At 58.0% G+C, this 18,932-nt stretch carries 14 protein-coding genes and 3 pseudogenes; 7 read left to right on the forward strand and 10 right to left on the reverse strand.

Annotated elements, in window-relative coordinates; translation table 11 throughout:
• Nucleotides 1-101 precede the first annotated feature (101 nt).
• Both ACP2YO_RS19725 and ACP2YO_RS19730 read left to right on the forward strand, forming a co-directional pair.
• Nucleotides 102-395 (forward strand): hypothetical protein, encoded by a 294-nt coding sequence (locus ACP2YO_RS19725; protein ID WP_426442321.1) that lies wholly within the window; start codon nucleotides 102-104, stop codon nucleotides 393-395.
• 1,120 nt (nucleotides 396-1,515) lie between these two features.
• The gene (locus tag ACP2YO_RS19730; protein ID WP_426436472.1) at nucleotides 1,516-2,862 is read left to right on the forward strand and encodes an IS5 family transposase; all 1,347 of its coding nucleotides are present in this window, start codon (nucleotides 1,516-1,518) and stop codon (nucleotides 2,860-2,862) included.
• Nucleotides 2,863-2,869: 7 nt separating this feature from the next.
• On the opposite strand, the gene ACP2YO_RS19735 is transcribed toward ACP2YO_RS19730, so the two are convergent.
• The 6 genes from ACP2YO_RS19735 to tnpA all read right to left on the reverse strand — a co-directional run bounded on the left by ACP2YO_RS19735 (nucleotide 2,870) and on the right by tnpA (nucleotide 6,556).
• Complete coding sequence (locus tag ACP2YO_RS19735; protein WP_426442322.1) at nucleotides 2,870-3,154, reverse strand: hypothetical protein; 285 nt, start codon at nucleotides 3,152-3,154, stop codon at nucleotides 2,870-2,872.
• A 552-nt stretch (nucleotides 3,155-3,706) separates the two neighbouring features.
• Nucleotides 3,707-3,871: a hypothetical protein gene (locus ACP2YO_RS19740; protein WP_426442323.1), complete on the reverse strand. Its 165-nt coding sequence runs from the start codon at nucleotides 3,869-3,871 to the stop codon at nucleotides 3,707-3,709.
• Nucleotides 3,872-3,941: 70 nt separating this feature from the next.
• Nucleotides 3,942-4,535: an ankyrin repeat domain-containing protein gene (locus tag ACP2YO_RS19745; protein ID WP_426442324.1), complete on the reverse strand. Its 594-nt coding sequence runs from the start codon at nucleotides 4,533-4,535 to the stop codon at nucleotides 3,942-3,944.
• Between the two features lie 184 nt (nucleotides 4,536-4,719).
• Nucleotides 4,720-5,586, reverse strand: a complete 867-nt coding sequence (locus ACP2YO_RS19750; protein ID WP_426442325.1) for a tetratricopeptide repeat protein — start codon at nucleotides 5,584-5,586, stop codon at nucleotides 4,720-4,722.
• Nucleotides 5,587-5,664: 78 nt separating this feature from the next.
• Nucleotides 5,665-5,979, reverse strand: a complete 315-nt coding sequence (locus ACP2YO_RS19755; RefSeq protein WP_426442326.1) for a FecR domain-containing protein — start codon at nucleotides 5,977-5,979, stop codon at nucleotides 5,665-5,667.
• A gap of 112 nt (nucleotides 5,980-6,091) precedes the next feature.
• Complete coding sequence (gene tnpA, locus ACP2YO_RS19760; protein ID WP_426442327.1) at nucleotides 6,092-6,556, reverse strand: IS200/IS605 family transposase; 465 nt, start codon at nucleotides 6,554-6,556, stop codon at nucleotides 6,092-6,094.
• Nucleotides 6,557-7,396: 840 nt separating this feature from the next.
• On the opposite strand from tnpA, the gene ACP2YO_RS19765 reads away from it, so the two are divergent.
• The gene (locus ACP2YO_RS19765) at nucleotides 7,397-11,356 is read left to right on the forward strand and encodes a DUF5801 repeats-in-toxin domain-containing protein (RefSeq protein ID WP_426442328.1); all 3,960 of its coding nucleotides are present in this window, start codon (nucleotides 7,397-7,399) and stop codon (nucleotides 11,354-11,356) included.
• Nucleotides 11,357-11,927: 571 nt separating this feature from the next.
• Here ACP2YO_RS19765 and ACP2YO_RS19770 read toward each other — a convergent pair.
• Nucleotides 11,928-12,212, reverse strand: a pseudogene (locus ACP2YO_RS19770) (transposase); the annotation flags it as partial.
• Between ACP2YO_RS19770 and ACP2YO_RS19775 the strand changes: the two are divergent.
• The 3 genes and pseudogenes from ACP2YO_RS19775 to ACP2YO_RS19785 all read left to right on the forward strand — a co-directional run.
• Nucleotides 12,193-12,501: pseudogene (locus ACP2YO_RS19775) on the forward strand (plasmid pRiA4b ORF-3 family protein); the annotation flags it as partial. The pseudogenes ACP2YO_RS19770 and ACP2YO_RS19775 sit on opposite strands and share 20 nt — an antisense overlap.
• Before the next feature lie 75 nt (nucleotides 12,502-12,576).
• Nucleotides 12,577-12,846: pseudogene (locus ACP2YO_RS19780) on the forward strand (transposase); the annotation flags it as partial.
• Nucleotides 12,847-13,940: 1,094 nt separating this feature from the next.
• Nucleotides 13,941-14,435, forward strand: a complete 495-nt coding sequence (locus ACP2YO_RS19785) for an H-NS family nucleoid-associated regulatory protein (RefSeq protein WP_426442329.1) — start codon at nucleotides 13,941-13,943, stop codon at nucleotides 14,433-14,435.
• A gap of 820 nt (nucleotides 14,436-15,255) precedes the next feature.
• Here ACP2YO_RS19785 and ACP2YO_RS19790 read toward each other — a convergent pair.
• The 3 genes from ACP2YO_RS19790 to ACP2YO_RS19800 form a co-directional block, all read right to left on the reverse strand.
• Complete coding sequence (locus ACP2YO_RS19790) at nucleotides 15,256-15,453, reverse strand: hypothetical protein (RefSeq protein WP_426442330.1); 198 nt, start codon at nucleotides 15,451-15,453, stop codon at nucleotides 15,256-15,258.
• 106 nt (nucleotides 15,454-15,559) lie between these two features.
• Nucleotides 15,560-16,207, reverse strand: coding sequence for a PEPxxWA-CTERM sorting domain-containing protein (locus tag ACP2YO_RS19795; RefSeq protein WP_426442331.1), 648 nt, complete (start codon nucleotides 16,205-16,207; stop codon nucleotides 15,560-15,562).
• Nucleotides 16,208-16,922: 715 nt separating this feature from the next.
• Entirely contained in the window at nucleotides 16,923-17,180 is a 258-nt protein-coding gene (locus ACP2YO_RS19800) for a hypothetical protein (RefSeq protein ID WP_426442332.1), read from the reverse strand.
• A gap of 155 nt (nucleotides 17,181-17,335) precedes the next feature.
• Here ACP2YO_RS19800 and ACP2YO_RS19805 point away from each other — a divergent pair, with 155 nt between their 5' ends.
• Entirely contained in the window at nucleotides 17,336-18,796 is a 1,461-nt protein-coding gene (locus tag ACP2YO_RS19805) for an undecaprenyl-phosphate glucose phosphotransferase (RefSeq protein ID WP_426442333.1), read from the forward strand.
• Nucleotides 18,797-18,932 lie beyond the last annotated feature (136 nt).

Raw genomic sequence — 18,932 nt, forward strand, 5'->3', positions numbered from 1 at the left:
TTAACTTTACTGCTTTTAGCGGTGAGGGCTCTTCCCTCGCAGAGTACCAACGAATTGATTTTTCTACGGATTTGATCTCACGGCAATCAGAGGACTTTGATTTGCGAACGGTTCTGTATGTGATGGCCGGCTGGGTTCTACTCAATCTGGCTTTCGCCGTCGGCATGTATTTTCGGCCGATCCGTAAGCGGCCGATGGCGCCAAGTAACGAGTTGGAGCGATCAGCGGGGGACGCAAATGTTGCTCCGAACATGACGATCGCCCCATTGCGGCAACCGACGGTGATCGAACATATAAGCCACAAGCCCGAAAACGCTGCCGGGCTGCTGTTGTTCGGTTTCTGGCTTGGTGACGAGCTCCGATCGTCCAATGCCGAGAAGCGAGATCCGATGTAATGTCCGGGGTGGATGTAAAAGAAGCCAGCGTCTAGAGGCCTGTCGTCTTGGCCTCCAAGATGGACGAATGGGAAATGGCCGCTCTCCGTTCGGCGTGAGTGTAGGGACCCCGTCCCGCATCTCGACGAATCCCATTTCGATCAACTCGTTCAAAACATGACCCGGGGTAACGGCTTGCCTGGCTCCGATATCGTGCATCGTCAAGCGAAACGCCATCAGCAGGCCCGCACTAACACGCTACTGAATGAACCGAGCCTCTGTTGGCGGCCCTCGCAATAGAATTACAGAATGCGCAGGCGTCTAGGGTCTTTTGAGCGGCTGGGGCCGAATAGCTTCCGAAGTTTGATCAAAGAAACGGGACCGACGCGCGGCAGGCTGAAAAGCTCAGCATCCGATTTGGCGCGCACGTCGCCAACAGTTTTGATGCCATGTATTGTCAGTACGCTGCGCAATCGTGGTGCCAGCCCAACTTCGTGGAGAAGTACTGCGTCGTCGAAAAAACGTCCCGTCAAATTGGCCATTTCGCCCCAAGCCATAAAAGGTACTTTAGCCTAAAAGGGAATCACTGCGTCGGCGCGCCCCATCGTAGGTCTACCCGAGGCGGCCTCGCGGTCGTGCACGGCCTCCCAACGCTCCTGCGTGGGAAAGGTTGCTGGTGTGCTAATTTTAAATTAGATATTATATAATTAATGTAAGCTAATATGTCGCTCTAATTGCCCCCTGGGGTCGGAACAGCCTCCGGGTCCGACGGAGGGGTAGGGTGGCAACAGGCGCGGCTGCGGCGATGGCAAGGGAAACCAACGGGCGGGGTTGATAGGTGCCATGATGCTGGAAACTCTCGTGCCGCTGTTCGGACTAGGCGCCTGCGCCTTGCTGCTCATCGCCTTCTGGGGGCTTACCTGGCGATAGCCGAGCGGGGACCCCGCTGCGTCCCGCTCGCCCGAAATGTCTAGTCGTCCGTGAAGAGCGGCTAAGCGATTGAGCTAGAATCGCATTTGTCGTTGTGGACTGTTTTGCGATTGCAGGGTTTTGATGCTTCGAGCATCGGAACCCTGCAATTTCATTTTCAGGATTCCGTCGAATCGCCAGTCATGATTCCGTCGTCGCATCGGAGGTGGCGATGCGACCGAAGAAGCACAGGACGACGGGATCGGGCGATCTGTTCCGGGCCAGGCTGGACCAGATCATCAATATGAAGCACGAGCTGGTTCAGCTCGCCGGCAAAGTCGATTGGGACTGGATCGACGGTGAGATCGCGCCGCTCTATAGCGAGAACGGTCGGCCAGGCATCGCGACCCGATTCATGATCGGGCTGCTGTTGCTCAAGCACATTTATGGCCTGTCCGATGAGGGGGTGTGCGAGCGCTGGGTCCACGACCCGTACTTCCAGTTCTTCACCGGCGAAGAGTTCTTTCAGCACGCCTTCCCGCACGAGCGCTCGGACCTGAGCCACTGGCGCAAACGGCTCGGCGACAAGCTGGAGCTGTTGCTGGCCGAGAGCTTGCGGGTGGCGCACGAGGCCGGCGCGTTACGCAGCCAGGACCTCAAGCGGGTCACGGTCGATACCACCGTGCAGCCGAAGGCGATCACCTTCCCGACCGATGCCAAGCTGCTGCACGCGGCGATCAAGGGGCTCAACCGCCTGGCGAGGAAGCACGGGGTCAAGCTGCGGCAGTCCTACCTTCGCATTGCCAAGACCGCGGCAATGATGGCGGGGCGCTACGCCCATGCCAAGCAATTCAAACGGCATCAGCGGCAGTTGCGCATCCTGCGTAGCCGGCTGGGCCGGATCATCCGCGATCTCCGCCGCAAGATCGAAGGTCAGGCTGTGATCGAGAACGCGTTCGCCCTCCCGCTCAGCCGGGCTTCGCAGATCCGCTCGCAGCAGCAACGCCAGCGCGGCTGGAAGCTCTATTCCTTCCACGCCCCGGAGGTGGAGTGCATCGGCAAGGGCAAAGCAGCCGCGCCTTACGAGTTCGGCGTCAAAGCCTCCATCGTCACCAACAACCGCCTGGCTCCTGGGGGCCTGTTCGTGCTGCACGCCACGGCGCTACCCGATAACCCGTACGACGGTCATACCTTGCAGGACGTCATTGACCGCACCGAGACACTCACCGGCTGCGCGATCGAGCGGGCCTATGTCGACAAGGGATACCGCGGTCACAACGCACAAAATCCCCGCCGAATCTTCATCTCTGGCCAGAAGCGCGGCGTCTTCGGTGTCATCAAGCGCGAGCTGCGCCGCCGCTCCGCCATCGAACCCATCATCGGACACCTGAAGACCGATGGTCACCTCGGCCGCTGCTACCTCAAAGGCCGCGCCGGCGATGCGGCTAACGTCATCCTCTCAGCCGTCGGCCACAACTTCCGCCGCATCATCGCCTGGCTAAGGGCTCTTTGGTGCCTGATCCTGACCACCCTCATCGCTGCCGCCAGCGACCGCTCTCCGCTTAATTCGGTTTCTTAACGGACGACTAATCCGCCTGCTGCGTAGGGGATGCGCCCCGCTCACGGCGGATCGCGGTGTTAAGATCGAGCCCGGCCAGCAATGACTTTGCTTGCTCCGCTCGTCGCACCGCAGTGTCGGTCGGAGGGGCAACTGGGGCGGTTTCAATCACCGGCGTCACATTGCTCGGCTGGTTAGAGAGAGTTGGGAACGCGGGCTCCTCATCGAAGAAAGTAGGGGCCGAGGATTCTGTGTTGACCGAAATCAGGGGAAGCTCGCCAATTATCTCCGCAAGCAGTTTTTCTGTGTTCATTTTTTCTCCTTCGGCGGAGTGACGTCGATCACGGCTATTGCTCTTTGGCACGGCCGGCCGGCCACCTCGCGCGCGATGGCGGCCTCGTGAGCGAGCATAGCACGGGATTCGGTCGCTCACTTCGTTGCCCGCTGGTCTTTCGGTGCGGCGCGCCGGACGATCGTCATCAGCCGCGCCATGCGGTTCACGCGCCGAATGTTCTCGGCAAAACGTCCGGCACGCGTTCGGCTTCGAATTTTGAACACCAGCTTCCGAATGCGGTTCAGTATGGTCCCATGCATCTGTTTTTCCTACCGCCGTTCGATATTCCGCCGGACTTCGGCACGGGCCCTCTGGATCAACTCGAGCGCCGCCGGTCGATCCAGCGAATTCCCACGGCTTAACTGTTGGACGAGCTCGTTAAGTGCAGTGCGTAATTTGCGCGCTGATGTCGCCGCGCCTGACGTGCGCAAATGCGCATCTACTGGATCATCCATGCTGATCCTCCGATCGTAAAAGTAATTTAATTATTAATTTAATGCGCAGCGATAGAAGGCCGCCGGGGTTGCCCCGTCAATAGGCTGCCGGCGGTGGCTTCTCTTTTTTGCTCGATGGAACGCCGGCGCGACCGAGCAGCGCCAGGACGGTTCCGGCTACCCAGCCCCGTTCAACCGGCGGATTGCTGCAGCGCAGGACGGCATCTGCGTCAGCCCCGACCGGTTCACGCCCGGCGGTCATTTTTGTCTCACAGGTTACTCGCCACATGGACTTCCTTGCCAACCTCCAACAAGGCTTTCCCAAGTCGTTCTCAAGGGGAGCGCTTCAGCGCCTCGGCGGCCCGCCTGCGGTTCAGGATTTCCGCTTCTTCAAGGGGCGTGGCGCAATCGTCAATTCGAGTTCGCGCGCCGGCGTCGGCTCCATAAGCCAATAGAAGCTTAATAGCAGCAGAATCGTCCAAACTGGCCGCATAATGGAGTGGCGTCCAATCATTCAAGCCACGCTGCCCCGTATCGGCACCGCGAGACAGCAGCAGACGCGCGAGATCGAGTCGGTCAGATCGCTTGGTTGAGAGTGCAGCGATCAGAGACGGAAAACCGGTTCGGGGCAGGTAGTTCGGATTTGCGCCATGGTCGAGAAGTGTTTGTACAAACTCGAGTGGACTCCAATAAATCGCGTACTCAAGCGGAAAGTCCCCTAGCCCGAAATCGGAGGGATCGAGGCTGTTCGGAAAGTCAGCGGGATCCCCGAGGGCGACAAGCAGCGCGTCGAGATTGCCTTCCCGATAGGCGTCATCGATCGCCTTGAAAACCCGATGCCTCGCGCACCGCTCCCCATCCTTGCTCTTAGCTTCCGCCGTCGTCCTCGCCGTCGATATGGCAGATGGATTTCGAGGACGTTGCATCGGCGCCGCTCCAGTGAACGAGACCAGGATAATATCGTGTTTCAGTACGCGTTTCAGAATTCGGCGCCAGATCGGCGACGTCGCCCTCCAAACGCCTTAGCTTCGGGCGCGCGTCCAGTGATGACCTCCCGCGCTTTTCGGCCGTCAAGCGGCGGAAATCCGACGTTCGCGTTGATGCATTTGTCTATTGCACGCCATAACGTGTGAAGTCGTCGCCTATGTTACCCTGGATTGCCTTTGCCGCTGAGATATCGCTCTCGCTGCCAGCTTTGTCGCCTTGCCTGAGCTTCGCAAGCCCGCGCCCATAAAGCGCGGTCGCCATCTTCGCATCCAACCGAAGCGCAGAACTGTAGTCTTCGATCGCCGCGGCTAGCTGGCCCATCTTCAGGTAGATCAGGCCACGCGAGTCGTAGGTCGTGGCGCTGCCAGAATCCGACTGAAGTGCCTTGTTGCAATCCGCCAGCGCGGCCTGCAATGCGCCCAGGATGGCCCGGGTCCAGCAGCGGCCGTTCCACACGCCTTCCAGGTTCGGCTCAAGGCTAATTGCCTCATCATAATCTCGTGCTGCAAGCTCATATTCCTTCTTCTTCAAGTAGGCTGCAGCACGGTTGGCGAAGGCTTCGCCGTAGTTGGGGTTGAGCCTGATTGCCTGATCGAAAGCTTCGGTCGCGAGATTGTATTCGTGCTTCTTCAGGTAAGCCACGCCGTTGTTGTTGAACGGCTTGCTGTAGGTTGGATTGAGCCTGATTGACTCTTCGTAATCCTGGATGGCGTGGGTGTAGTCCCGCCGGGCGGTATAGGCGTTGCCACGATTATTGTAGGCGGTAGCCAAGCCATCCGTCGTCATGTCTTGGCGTGCATCGATGAGTGCCGTGCAACCATCGATGCGAGCGTCAGGCGACTTGTGATCCAGGCCGCTGCACAACTCGATATTCCGCAGATAGTCAGCCTTTGGCTTCAAGTTCTGTGCGGCCGCTGGCGGCCCGGGCAGTAGCAAGACAAGAAGCGACGCGAAGCGGCCAATGGTACCGGTCATTGCACGAATGTTCATATCGGGCACCCGGTTTTGCGGAGGTGCAGTCGCTGATTTCGCAAGCAGCCGTTCAAGGCCGAAGCCTCGCCTGCGCTCCTAACACCCTCGACAGATGTTCGGGCTGAACTTGTGATAGCCGTCTTGCTCGGGCTGCAACGCCGGTCGCGCCCCGGGCTTTTTAGGAGGCTTATTCTTCCCTTCTTCAATGAGAGTACCGAATTTGACCGTGCCATCGTCCGATATTTCGACGCGTGGAGTGGTGCCCCGAATTCCCATCGTTGCAACAGGAGTGTCGATCGTCATGTTGCCGGTCTTGGCTATGTTGCCGGCAACGAAAGTGAACGTTCCGTTGGTCAGCTTGAGCAGCGTCGAATTTGACTTGCCGTTCGGATCGTACACGAACTCGTCCAAGATCATCCGTGCATTGCTCGATAGACTAAACGAGGTGCCATCGGTAAAGCCAATAACCTCCAGCAGAGCTGGAGGTTTGATTGGGAACCGCCAAAGGCGGTTTTAAGGGATGTTAGGACGATTGATTCGACTTTGGAGCGGCTGAGATCTTTAGCTCAAACTGATCCAGCTGCTGGTCGGCCGTTTCCTGATTCTTGATGTAAGCCCGGATCATTTCCTCGTCACGACCGACGGTCGTGACGAAATATCCGCGAGCCCAGAATTTGTGGCCCAGGAAATTTCGCATCTTGCGTTCGACATTCTGCGCGATCCATATCGAACTCTTCCCCTTCATGTACCCTATGATCTGCGCCACCGAATACTTGGGAGGTATCGATATCAACATATGGACGTGATCCGGCATCAGATGACCTTCTTCGATCCGGCACTCCTTCCGTCGTGCCAGATCGTGAAATACCTGGCCCAAATGCCGCTTGATCTTCCCGAACAGCAGCTTCTTGCGGTACTTCGGCGTAAACACGACGTGGTACTTGCACTCCCATGTCGCGTGATTAAGATGATTGTACTCTGCTTCCATCATGGTCTCCTTGAGGGTTCTTGGCGGTTCCCCAAGGAGACTCCATGACTTCATTCCCGCAGCTGTCGAACTTCCTTTTTTCGCCCCGCCATAGGCGGGGGCTTAGCAGGTTTGGTTAATTCCCACCCGCCCGTCGGCTCCGGTCCGCACCACGTCGCCTAAATAGACGGGGTCTCCGACCTTCGCCTGACCGGATTGGTCAGAACTGTTTGACGCATTGGCTTGAACGACGAGGCACGCGCATGTTCGATCGTGAACGAACCGACGGCCTTTACAACTCTGCCGATGAACTTTGCTGCGGCATCCTGAACGGCGGGTTGGACAGAACCCGTTTGCGCCAGCGCCGGACCAAACGTGAGACATGCGAGCGCCAAAGCGAGACTTGCGACCAATTGACGATTCAAACGCACGATCCCCTCCTGTTTGAGAAGATATTGTCGTGTCGCAACCCGACGGTTGACCGCCGAGCCAGGACAGCAGAATGACAGCAGACCAATCCTGCAAGTTTAGTGTAAATCAAATTAAAAGTAGACATTCTTTAAAATATACTATCAGTTGCATAGGATGGCACCGCAAGGAAATGACAGTAGTCCTGCCATTTTTTTGAAGGCCCCTTACTCTGAAATTTAGATCGACGATCGCAATTTAGGTTCAATCAGGACGTTTCTGCGGGCAAGCGTACGGCTGCCGGCGCGAGGATATTTTGATCTCGTGGCGGGGGCAGACCAGACTTCGAAGGGTGCTGCACCACGCTCCGCCTGAGTTCGTCGCTGAGTTCGTCAGCGGGCGGGTTCGAAGCAAATGGCAGTTGCGTCCGGCGTGGAGTTTGGGGACGCTTGCATGGTCGCGTTGGGCCAGCTTCCCCAATTGATCGGCAATATTCAGGCCGTGCATGGTTGTGGCACTGTCACGCGTGCGGGCGGCCTAGCCGTTCACGCCCTGGCTGGCGATCCTGTCTGCCAGGATGACGTGATCGAGACGGCAACCGACGCGCGGATCGAAATTCGGTTCATCGACGGTAGCGTTCTCAACCTGTCCGGTGACAGGCGCGTGGAGTTGAGCGGCCTCGCGCGGGATTCGATCCGCACCCAGCGCTCAGCGTTGTTCGCGATGATCCGACGGATACTCGCTTTTGTTGGCGGCCAGCCGGTAAAGCGAGGCTTCCTGACGGACGCGCCTATTGGCGGCATTCAAGGCCAGGCACCGGCCGGCAGCATCGGTGTGCTGTCGCTCGCGGCGCTGACTTTGTCACTCCTGAAGCAAGCCCAGGCCGCGGAGCCGGACGTTACGTTCCTGGACGACGACAGCATCCCATACAAAAGCCTCCATCACGGCGTGTTCGAACTCGTCACCAAGGATGGGATCCACTTCATCGTTGACGATCCCGAGGAGACAATCGTCTTAGCCAAAAGGGGCTCCTCGATCGGAATTGACCAAATCACGAATACGCCTGCTCAAATGGCACAGTTGCGGGAGGCACAACAAGATGCGCTCGCCACCTACGAGGAAGGACTGGGGGCAAAGGGGTCCGGCACACCGTTTTTCGACGAGTTATACCTGCAACCAATCAATTTTCCTCAGCCTGACCCGCCGCCGCCGCAAAACTCACTCCCACCGCTAGACGGGATCGTCATCCCACGTATTGAAATCCTTAAAGCGCCGCCGACGCCGCCGACGCCACCGCGGTTGAATCTCGGGGTTGCGCCGACTGAAGTCGATACGGCGGCATTTGACTCTTTCAAAACGACAACCGGGACGTTCTCCGCGAGCAGCACTAATGGCGGCACACTGACTTACGGCATCAGCGGGGAGATTGCTGGCAAGACGGTACTGGGCGGGCTGACATACGACGAGTCGACCGTCGGCACGTTTGGCACGCTCTACCTCAACAGCACAACCAGCGCCTACGCCTTCGTTCCAAACAATGATGCGATCAATGCGTTGAAGACTAACGCGACCCAGGGCTTCACCATTACAGTATCGGACGGCTCGTTCTTGGTCGGTCAGACCTTCAACATCACCATCCTCGGCACCAATGACGCCTCCATCATTTCCGGTACCACGACCGGCTCGGTGATTGCAGATGTCGGGGTCACCAATGCCTCGCCCGGCCTACTCATCGCGACCGGCTTGCTCACTGACACCGACGTCGACGATCCGCCCAACACCTTCACGGCCGTCAGCTCGCCGACAAAAAGCGTCGGCGGCTACGGCACGTTCACGATAACAACGGCCGGCGTGTGGACTTACACGCTCGACGAAGCGAACATTTCAGTGCAAGCGCTCAACGTCGGCGATGTGCTGACCGACACCTTCACGGTGACCACGATAGGCGGCACCCCAGAGGTTGTGACGGTCACTATCCACGGCCCCTTGATTAGGACGGGAACGGCGCCGTCGCTGACGCTGAGCGAGACCCATCTGACGGCCACCGCGCTGGACGACAACATCGCCGGCTCGGCGCCCAACGCGGCGCTGACGACGACGTCCGGCAACTTCGCGACGGCGTTCAGCTCGGTTCAAGGTGCGGACGGTGCGACGATCGGCTACGCGCTGGCGATCACCGGCGGCAACGGCACCGCCTCGGGGCTGGTCGACTCCCATACCGGCCTGGCCGACCTGCTGGTTTTGAACGGCAACACCATCGAGGGCCATGTCGGCAGCAGCAGCGGCACACTGGCCTTCACCATCACGCTTGATCCGGCAACCGGGCTTGTGACCTTCACCGAGGACCGGGCGGTGATGCAGGCGTCAGCCACCAGCCCGGACACCGGCGAGGGCGTGTCGCTTTCCGCCGGGCTCGTCAGCCTGGTTGCAACGATCACCGACAGCGACGGCGACTTCCAGAGCGCGAGCATCGACCTCGGCAGCCGGCTGACCATCACCGATGACGGGCCGCACATCACCGCGACGGGAACGGCGCCGTCGCTGACGCTGAGCGAGACCCATCTGACGGCCACCGCGCTGGACGACAACATCGCCGGCTCGGCGCCCAACGCGGCGCTGACGACGACGTCCGGCAACTTCGCGACGGCGTTCAGCTCGGTTCAAGGTGCGGATGGCGCGACGATCAGGTACGCGCTGGCGATCACCGGCGGCAACGGCACCGCCTCGGGGCTGGTCGACTCCCATACCGGCCTGGCCGACCTGCTGGTTCTGAACGGCAACACCATCGAGGGTCATGTCGGCAGCAGCAGCGGCACGCTGGCCTTCACCATCACGCTTGATCCGGCAACCGGGCTTGTGACCTTCACCGAGGACCGGGCGGTGATGCAGGCGTCAGCCACCAGCCCGGACACCGGCGAAGGCGTGTCGCTTTCCGCCGGGCTTGTCAGCCTGGTTGCAACGATCACCGACAGGGACGGCGACTTCCAGAGCGCGAGCATTGACCTCGGCAGCCGGCTGACGATCACCGATGACGGGCCGACGATTGGAGGGTTCCAGGAGACCGTCATCGCTGCTCAAGATAATCAGATCGCGAACGGCACCTTTCAGGTCAATTTCGGTGCGGACGGCGATGCCGCAATGCTCATCGCAATCAACAACGGCGCAGTCGGAAGCACGGGATACGATCTGGCCACGTCGAGCCTGGACGGCGGCATTACGTCGGTGCACGTAACCGGAAATGGCGACGACTACTCCTTCTATTATACGACCCATGCGGTAAGCGGTGGCGTGGAACTGGACGCCTACTTTGCAGATACAAGCGGAACGCTGACCGATCCGTACTTTACCCTACTGCTCAATCCAGACAGAACTTATTCCTTTGATACCGAGAGCGTCGAGGTTTTGAAGGAGGTAACCGTGGCCGGATCCGATTTCGGAGCTTCCGGCGGTGGGACGCCGTCACTCATTGCTCCGGACGGACAGCTTGTCATTACCGGTTCTGACAACACTGGTAATCTCCTCGATGTCAAGGCATCGAACAACGGTATCGCGGTTGGCGATACCGGGCTGCAAATGGATCCCAACGAGCAATTGAATCTCACCTTCCTGGAGGAGCAATCGCAGGTCAGTTTCGTTCTAACCCAATGGCAAGGCAACGGCACCGCGGATGTCATCTTCAAGGTTCTTGACGGCGGCGCCGACATCCATGACTTCAACATCAATGTACCGAAGCCATCCGGCGGCGCCGCCAACATTGTGGTGCAAGAGACATCGAACGCTTCGCTGGTAGATACCTATACCTTTGACAGCACGACCTTGACTTACACGCTCTACGTTGGACACACATTCGGGCAGGTCCAGGTCAACTACGATCACGCCGCAGCCGGTAACACCTCCTTCACCGTCAATAACATCACCTATAACGAGAGCACGACTATCCCGAGCACTGATCTATTGTTCAATGTGTCCGCAGTCGATAGGGACGGTGATTCGGCGGCGACCGGCTTTCAGGTCGACCTTCAGGGCAGCACGACCGGGGCGGCCGCCTTCACGTTTGCGGCCACTTTGGACAGCACGACGCCGATCGGCGGCGGCGGCACCGGCTCAACGACGACCATGTCCAGTCCCACGATTGAGGCTGCCGGCGCCACGTCCGGTACGCCGATAGCGGCCGGCACACCCACCGACCCTGCCGTCGGCAACACCTATCTCACAGCGTTCGACCAAAGCCCGGCGTGGTTCGATCATCACGAACACACCGCCGGAGCTCATGTGCCGCCGGCGATTTCCTATGGAGCGCGAGCGATTGAACCGCCGGTGCGGGACCACCAACCAGACGGCTATTTCCACATCGCTCCAATCTATGCGCCAGGCGCTCTCGTTGCTCATGTGCCGCACGATCTGATCTTGTGAGGTGGTGAGGAGACCTACGCTGGTTCCACCAGCGGTCTCGTCATCTCCTCCATCGTAGGCACCAGCAATGGAGCATCACAATCCAGCCGAGCGAGCCGATCGACAAGTTCTCGCAGCCTTGGTGGTAGATCGGCGTAATTGTCTCGCAGGGCAAAGCGGAGTCTGTCGCCAATCTCTTCACAGATAGCGCGCGCGTGCTCGGACGAAATCGGATGATGCTCAGTCATGGACGTGGACGGCTTGTGAAGATGAAGAGCCGGCAAGCTGCAGTTCCGCAACAGCAGATTCGGCATATGCGCAGGCGATCAAGACGAGGATCCGAACAATGCCGAACACGAGGCGCTCTCCCTTTTGTCTACCTTTCAATAGCAGGAGGTCGTTGCCGTGTGATTAGGGGAACTGGTTCTCACGGGCTTTAGAGAATTGGTAAATGTGAGGTTCAGGACGCACAACCGGGTTGTTTATGCGGGGGGACATTCAAAGCGTCGTGTCAGGGCGGAGCACGGGTCGAACCGGGTCCATTTGCGGGCGGCGAGAAGCACTTCCTAGCTAGCCTAGAGCGTGTGGACACTTATCGCATCCATAAGACGGTAGCAGCGATAGTTATGATGGCCAGGTAGTTACGGGCTGTCTTTTCGAAGCGGGCAGCGACGCGGCGGAATTGCTAGAACTTTGAGAAGCAGCATTCGACGAGGTGGCGCTGAGCGTAGAGATGCTTGTCGCGCGGATATTTTGAGCGCCCGTGACGGGTTGTTGGGGATAACGGCGAGCGCTCCTTTGGCGACGATAGCTTCACGCAAATGCGCAAATGATCGGCGTCATAGGCTGTATCTGCCATGACGATCTCGGCCGGTAGCCATCTCTTCGAGTTCCTGGCTGGCGAAGGACGTTGCGGCATCCCTGATCCCGATGGTGATTTTGGTCCCCAGCCTATCGATGCCCGCAAGACGCGGCTCTCCAATATCGTTCAAGAGACCGGCGCCAAGACGAGCCATTATCTCTATGACTTCGGCGACAGTTGGGATCATGTGATTAAGCTCGAAACATGGTTCGACAACACGTCGACGGACGGTCTTCCATTCTTGCTCGATGCCGCCGGTCGTTGTCCTCCAGAAGACGTAGGCGGTGCGCCAGGCTATGCCGAATACCTCGATGCCATCGGCGACCCCGCCCATCCGGAGCACGAACAAATGCGCCTCTGGGGCCTATCGGGCGCCGAACGGGCGTCCGGCGAAACGGCGATCGACGTCTTTGCCGAGAAATACCGCGCCAAATTCAGCCGGGCAGTCGGATGCCTGCTCAAGTATCGCGACTCACTGCTGGCCTTTTTGGACTTCCCTGCCGAGCATCGAGATCACTTGCGCACGAACAATTCCATCGAGAGCGTGTTCGCGACCGTGCGACACAGGACGGTGCGCACGAAGGGCACGTTCTCGCCGACCACCGCCAGGCTGATGGTGTTCAAGCTCGTCATCGCCGCATCACGAACCTAGCGGCGGCTCAACTTGCGCCTCGTCAGGTAGTAGAGCAGGATCGGACCTCTTCGACATTCCTCGGGTAACCTGAACGGCGAAACGATTTTCCAATGCCCCGGCAGCCGGCGCGCTGTTGGCGTCTGGAGTCACCGTGTTCAAAGCCGTGCCACGCGACCGAACATAACTTTGCGAAAATTCCGCCAAAGTCATTGCTCGCGCACTGGTCATATTGATCCTCCAATGCCAGTTCTGAGAGGTGCTTCGGGCCTCCGCCTTTTGGCGGTGGGGGTCCACGACAAGGTTCGGAGAGCTGAGTTTTCTAAGCATATCATTATTCCTTTAACTCAAACTCGTATTCGATCCCAAATCGATCATTGAATCTTGTACCTAGTCACAGTCTGCAGCAGCTAAGCAGTGGGCATGGCGAGCCGGCCCATTGCAAGCGCGCGGCCTACTCTAGACTACGCATCTTTCAATTTGAGCTATCTCACCTATTTTTATGGTGCTATAATACCTAAATCGCCTAATTCAAACAAGGATCCATTTCAGTCTAGTGCTGGCGGCCCGTCACTTGCGGCGAACCGTCTACAGCCGGCGCGCGGGGACCGTGGATCGGCTTTTCTGGTCCCGCGTTGCGCCGCGGCGTTGCTCCTGGATTCAACTCCTGCCAAGCCGAGCGCGGCGCGCTTCGAGCCGCGCGGGCAACGAGAGCTCGCACTGCGGTCCATAGGCTCAACGGGCTGGGTGGGGTAGCAAACGGATTGCCCGAGGCGACCCGGTGCACGACTGCGTCGGTCGCGGGGAGCCGGCGCCGCAGACGCAACAGCTTTGCTCCGGTCCCGCGCATTGCGTTATACGAATTTTAACTGATACTATTCCATCCCGGGGCGGAATATTCGGGGAGGTCGCCGAGAGGAGTTCGGACGCGCGAGGAGCGACATAGATGTAAGCGGATCTCCCCATTTACCCTTGTGTTCGATTCCCTTCGAGGCTCGTAGATTACATGCCGGCCAAAGCGACCGAACCGGTCACCAAGCCAAGATAGAAATTCCGGCGTTGGCTTGTGTTGCGCAAGCGAGGGTATCGCTCTTCTGGAGTTGGAACAGAGAATGCAGGCGGCTTTCTACTCCTCTGAGGAGCGTCAAATGGTATCGCGTGACGGCTCTCTCGGACGATGCTACCGCATGGTTGAAGGATTTGGACGGCTGATGAGCAAAAAGCTGAGTTTCGAGGGTATGTCCGTTGACGAGATGTGGCAGCTCCACGAAGAAGTTAGCCGTGTGTTGTCCGCGAAGTTAACGGCAGAAAAACGCGAACTCGAGAGGCGGCTCGCGCAGCTTCGGCGTGCGGAGGATTTTCGACCGTTGTCGGACTCCATCAAGGCGGGACCTGAAGAGGCGCCCACAGAGCGGCGGAAGTACCCACAAGTGTTGCCAAGGTACAGGAACTCCAAAGAGCCCTTTGAGATCTGGTCCGGGCGCGGGAGGCGGCCGGGCTGGTTGACTGCTGCGCTGAAGGCCGGTCGCAAGCTCGAAGAATTCGCGATTGACAGGCTTGCAGCCGGTAAGACCAAGTCTCGCAGCAGCCAGGCGCAGGACGCATAAATTCCAACGTCAAACGCTACTCGGCGCCACCAGCCGGTCTGTCGCTTGTTTACCGCAACTGGCTGGCATGTCGGGAGCCATTGAGAGGAGCGCTGCATGAAATCGCTGCTATTATGCGCTGCGCTGCTATCCACAGTGCCGCTCGGTGCATTCGCACAGGGAACCGAGAGTAGTCGGCAAGCGGTCGAAGCATGCCTCACAAAGTGTTCCAATGAAGACGCCTCTTGCCGGCGTGCTTGCCCGGTCACATTCAGCGGTCCATGTCTCAATAGCTGCGACATCCGCGCGCAATCCTGTCGGCAAGCCTGCCAACCGAGATAGCCGTTTGGCTGATCGTCTCACGGAAGCCTTCGCCAACCCGTCGAACAGCGCTCCGCGATACTCGGTCGCAGTCTGCGCACGGGTTTCGGTCAGGGGCGCGTTTGCCTGGTCGTCGCCACGTATCACGTCCAAGGCAAGGCCGAAGGCGCCCATTCGATGATTAAACGTTCGTCAAGCCGAAAGCCTGTCCAGAGCGCGCCTGATTTGAAGAGCGAGGCGGTTCTCGCGGCGGCGACAAAGCGCGTTCGCTCTGGCGCGACGTTGCTCTGTGTGCATTCGCCCCCGTTGCCGTCTCAAATATCTCTTTGATCGCGTATGCATGTGCCTCTCCGCTACGCACCCGGTGTCGAAGCCTTGCAATGCGTGCTGAGCATCACCTACCCAAATGGCGATGACGTGCGTCTTATCCTCTTATCCCTTGCGAATTCTCGGTTCACCGATGGCTCTGCCCGTTTCCAGCAGTCGCGCAACCCCAGAGCGGTTGGCGCCCCCGTCCAGCTTAGGTCTGGGTCGGGTTCTGTGGATTTTGAAACCTTGGCGCTACCTTAGAATAGGGTTTGCGAGGCTTGACCTTGCGCAGACGCCTTTGCAGTGTCCGTAACTCCTGCTCCGTTTTCTGGGCAAGCAGCTCGCGAATTTGGTTGTAGAGCAACCAAAGCTCCTCAGCCGACATCGTTTGCAAATGGACGAGCTTCATCTCCCGCCCCCATACTAGCGCTGAATCGTCCTTCCATTCGAGGACGACCAAGGAAGGGGCCGCCGCCTGGCGGCCCATCTCTCGTCGTCATCAGGTCTGTATCGACTTAAGCGAAACGAAACACTGCGTTCGATTTCCGTCGATAGGCCATGAAGCCGAGCCCAGCGAAGCCAATGATCAGCATTGCCCACGTGGAGGGCTCGGGAACGTTAGACACAGTGCCCGGGCCTACGAAACCGGTGTTGACAAAAGGCCCATTGTCCTTGGTGCAGCCGCTGGTGCCACAATAGCCCATCTGAGCCGCAAACTCGTTCCCATTATTGTTGGGCGTGAGAATGGCGTTTTGATCAACCCACGTACTGCCGCTCAAGTTGAGCGTGAACGAAACTGAGCCCGTCGCCAAGCCGTCAAACGTGTTGAGGACGAAGTCGAAGTGGCCGAAGCCGTCTTCATTTCCTGAGCCTTGTGTTGGCGCGCACGTCGTGCACGAGCTGTCGTTAAAAGCCAGCGTGGCGGAAAAGTTGGAAAAAGTTGCGCTACCGCCCCCAAGGTTCAGATTCAAAGCCAACACATCTTGGTGAAAGGCGAAGTCCGTAACAGCGGTTTCTGTAACGGTCGCCGTAGTCGAGTTTACCCAGTGGATGTCGACGGTCCCACAGTCGCCCGACGGACACGTAGCAAACCCGTTGGTCGCACCAAGAGTGAGTACAAGGTCAGCCTTGGCGGGACTGGTGAAGGCGAAAGCACTGGTCACAAATAGTAGTCCTAAGAGAGTCGAGCGTAATCTAAACATGGTACACCTCTGACTGTCGGTGATATTGTTCAGTCTTAGGCGCGAGCAGAAAATGATGACAGCACGAGCATCTCATCAGCTCGCAAGTCCACTTTACTTCAACAAATTGGCTTCTGTTAAATTAACGGTTAAGATTAACGCCGCGTGCGGGATTTTGTCAATCGTTCAATGGACAAAGCTTTGGTGCGCTGCAAATGTCGAAATATCCCTGAGCGTACATAGACATGCGCGGAGGCGCTTGTTTCGCTTGCAACTTCAAATAAATCTCCTCCGATTTACAACCTAATTTGAGTGCGCGGCGGGCGCTAGCCCGTTCGGTTAATTTCAACGGCAAAACACGATTGCAATGAAGTTATTTTCGGTGAGCGCTTTCCTCCGAGGGCGATAGAGAGCTTGGAAGGACAAATTTGCCGCTGGACTCGGGCGTTTCCGGCTAGTTCAGGCTGCATTGGCGCGAGCGTGGAGGCAGCTTTGCTGCTCAGATCGTTTAAAACTCGCATCAAGGAATGGTTGCCGCCCAAAGCGACCGAACCGGTTGCCAGACCAGGGGACAGTAGCTTCGCGACTGATGTCGTTTCAGCAATGAAAAGTGCCGCCAACCCGCGTAGCATCGAGATCGGCCATTTTCAGTTCTGCTTGGGATCCGGGACCTGAAGCGCGGCTTCGATTGGCGCGGCTAAATCCGGTGCGTCTGGCGCAGACTCATTCGACGTCGTGGCAGGTAAAATTCTCCCGCGACCAGCCCCACGATGTAACCCGCCTGAATGCAGCCGAGAAGGATTAGCGCATTGAAGAGCGCATGCGTCAGGCCTTGCGCGGATAGTGTCGGGAGAACAAGGACGCAGACCGCAAGAATCCAGAACGGCACGATCGCAAAGATGCGAAAATAACGCCCAAGGCAGATTCCGATATAGGTACCGACGAGGGCGATCATCGAGATCAAGGCTCAATTATTGAGTGTCGAGAATTAGCTATGTTGCGTGGCAATGCACTTGTTTTATCTTGTAACCCGTTAAGAATGAGTTATTTTGGCGTCGTGCATTTCAATAAAGTCTGCGATTTTACTAAAGTCATTGGGCGGATCGGACGATGTCGATTGGTTCGGAAATTGGCGAAAGAGCGAGCCCTATCCGCTCATCCGCTCCGAAGGAGGCGCGGTTCTCCGGCGCTTCAATTCCATATCTGTTGTCGACTGCCGATGCGTTCGTAATCCTGGTGTCGAGCGTCGTTGGGGGAGTCTCCTATCAGCTGGCAATTGGCAATCCAATGCCAGACCTTGTCCCCTACTGTGCGGTCGGACTTCTCGCCAGTTTTGTGCACGTGCTGCGGCTGAGCGGTACCGGCTATTATGATTTTCCGGATTGCGCCAGGCCGCATGTCGAGAGCACCAAAATTCTGGTGTGCTGGTTTACCACCGGCCTCTTGCTCGCCTTCTTCGCCTTTCTTCTGAAGGTCGGAGTCGATTACTCGCGCGGTGCCTTCATCGCATTGTTTTTGGTCGCGCCCGCTGGCTTGCTTGCCACGCGAAAGATCACCAAGGTCGTCCTGCAAAACGCCCTCACACGGGGCATGGTTGGTCGAACAGACGTTCTTCTGATCGGCGAGAACCACGAGTTGGCTGCACTCGAAGCCCGTGACTTGCTGGCTTTCTTCGGCTCGACCGACGTTACTCAATTCATGCTGAGCGAGGAGGGTGACGCTGCCCGACGAACGGCGACCGACCTGCAGCTATTCCAATCGGTGTCCAATTTCGTGCAGCAGCATGATTGCAAGGAAATCCTGCTTGCCTTGAACTGGACCGATGGCGAGCGAATGGAGTTTGTCCGAAATCAAATCAAGAAACTGCCGGTGGCGGCAAAGCTCCTGCCCGACATTCGGGTCCGCGGCTTGACACACTACGCGTCATCGGCACGGCGGCGCGTCCTGGCGATCGAGATCCAGCGCGCTCCGCTCGACCGCGCCGAACGGCTGGTCAAACGCTCGATGGATCTGGTTTTAGCCGGATTGGCTCTGTGTCCGTTGCTGCCGGTCATGGTGATCACTGCCATTGCAATCAGGCTCGATAGTCCCGGACCGGTGATATTCCGACAGCATCGAAAGGGATTTAATGGAAAACAGTTCGTCATGCTCAAATTCCGGACCATGACGGTGCAGGAAAATGGTCCGCAAGTCACGCAAGTGGTCCGAAACGATCCAAGAGTTACGCCTGTTGGAAGACTGCTTCGCTCTGCGAGCCTGGACGAACTGCCTCAGCTGATCAACGTGCTGCGGGGTGACATGTCCTTGATTGGACCGCGTCCGCACGCCTTGGCACATGATCATTATTTTGAGGAAATTATCGGCGACTATGCATTTCGCCACCACGTTAGGCCCGGCATAACCGGTTGGGCTCAGTGCAATGGGCTACGGGGGGCGACACCTGGCGTGGAGGATATCGCCGAACGTGTCAGGCTTGATCTTTGGTATATTAACAACTGGAGCCTTTGGCTCGATATTCAGATCTTGATCAAGACAATCTTCGAGGTGCTGCGCAAGCGGAATGCCTATTGAGGGTTTCGCTTTCTTGGAGATGAACCGAGAATGCAGGCGGTAGTTGTGAAACTGCTTAAGCTGCTGCTCCTCCAAAGTAGCGTGCAAATCGTGTTGCAAGACGATGAGGCCGCGACACGGTTAAATTGAAGGAATT

Source organism: Bradyrhizobium genosp. P (assembly GCF_049949265.1).
Taxonomy (GTDB): domain Bacteria; phylum Pseudomonadota; class Alphaproteobacteria; order Rhizobiales; family Xanthobacteraceae; genus Bradyrhizobium.

Coding starts and splice junctions, on each gene's coding strand:
- ACP2YO_RS19765 (WP_426442328.1), top strand. CDS start 7,397: ATGGTCGCGTTGGGCCAGCTTCCCCAATTGATCGGCAATATTCAGGCC.
- ACP2YO_RS19785 (WP_426442329.1), top strand. CDS start 13,941: ATGCAGGCGGCTTTCTACTCCTCTGAGGAGCGTCAAATGGTATCGCGT.
- ACP2YO_RS19790 (WP_426442330.1), bottom strand. CDS start 15,453: ATGAAGCTCGTCCATTTGCAAACGATGTCGGCTGAGGAGCTTTGGTTG.
- ACP2YO_RS19745 (WP_426442324.1), bottom strand. CDS start 4,535: ATGCAACGTCCTCGAAATCCATCTGCCATATCGACGGCGAGGACGACG.
- tnpA (WP_426442327.1), bottom strand. CDS start 6,556: ATGGAAGCAGAGTACAATCATCTTAATCACGCGACATGGGAGTGCAAG.
- ACP2YO_RS19800 (WP_426442332.1), bottom strand. CDS start 17,180: ATGATCGCCCTCGTCGGTACCTATATCGGAATCTGCCTTGGGCGTTAT.
- ACP2YO_RS19740 (WP_426442323.1), bottom strand. CDS start 3,871: ATGACCGCCGGGCGTGAACCGGTCGGGGCTGACGCAGATGCCGTCCTG.
- ACP2YO_RS19730 (WP_426436472.1), top strand. CDS start 1,516: ATGCGACCGAAGAAGCACAGGACGACGGGATCGGGCGATCTGTTCCGG.
- ACP2YO_RS19750 (WP_426442325.1), bottom strand. CDS start 5,586: ATGAACATTCGTGCAATGACCGGTACCATTGGCCGCTTCGCGTCGCTT.
- ACP2YO_RS19735 (WP_426442322.1), bottom strand. CDS start 3,154: ATGAACACAGAAAAACTGCTTGCGGAGATAATTGGCGAGCTTCCCCTG.
- ACP2YO_RS19805 (WP_426442333.1), top strand. CDS start 17,336: ATGTCGATTGGTTCGGAAATTGGCGAAAGAGCGAGCCCTATCCGCTCA.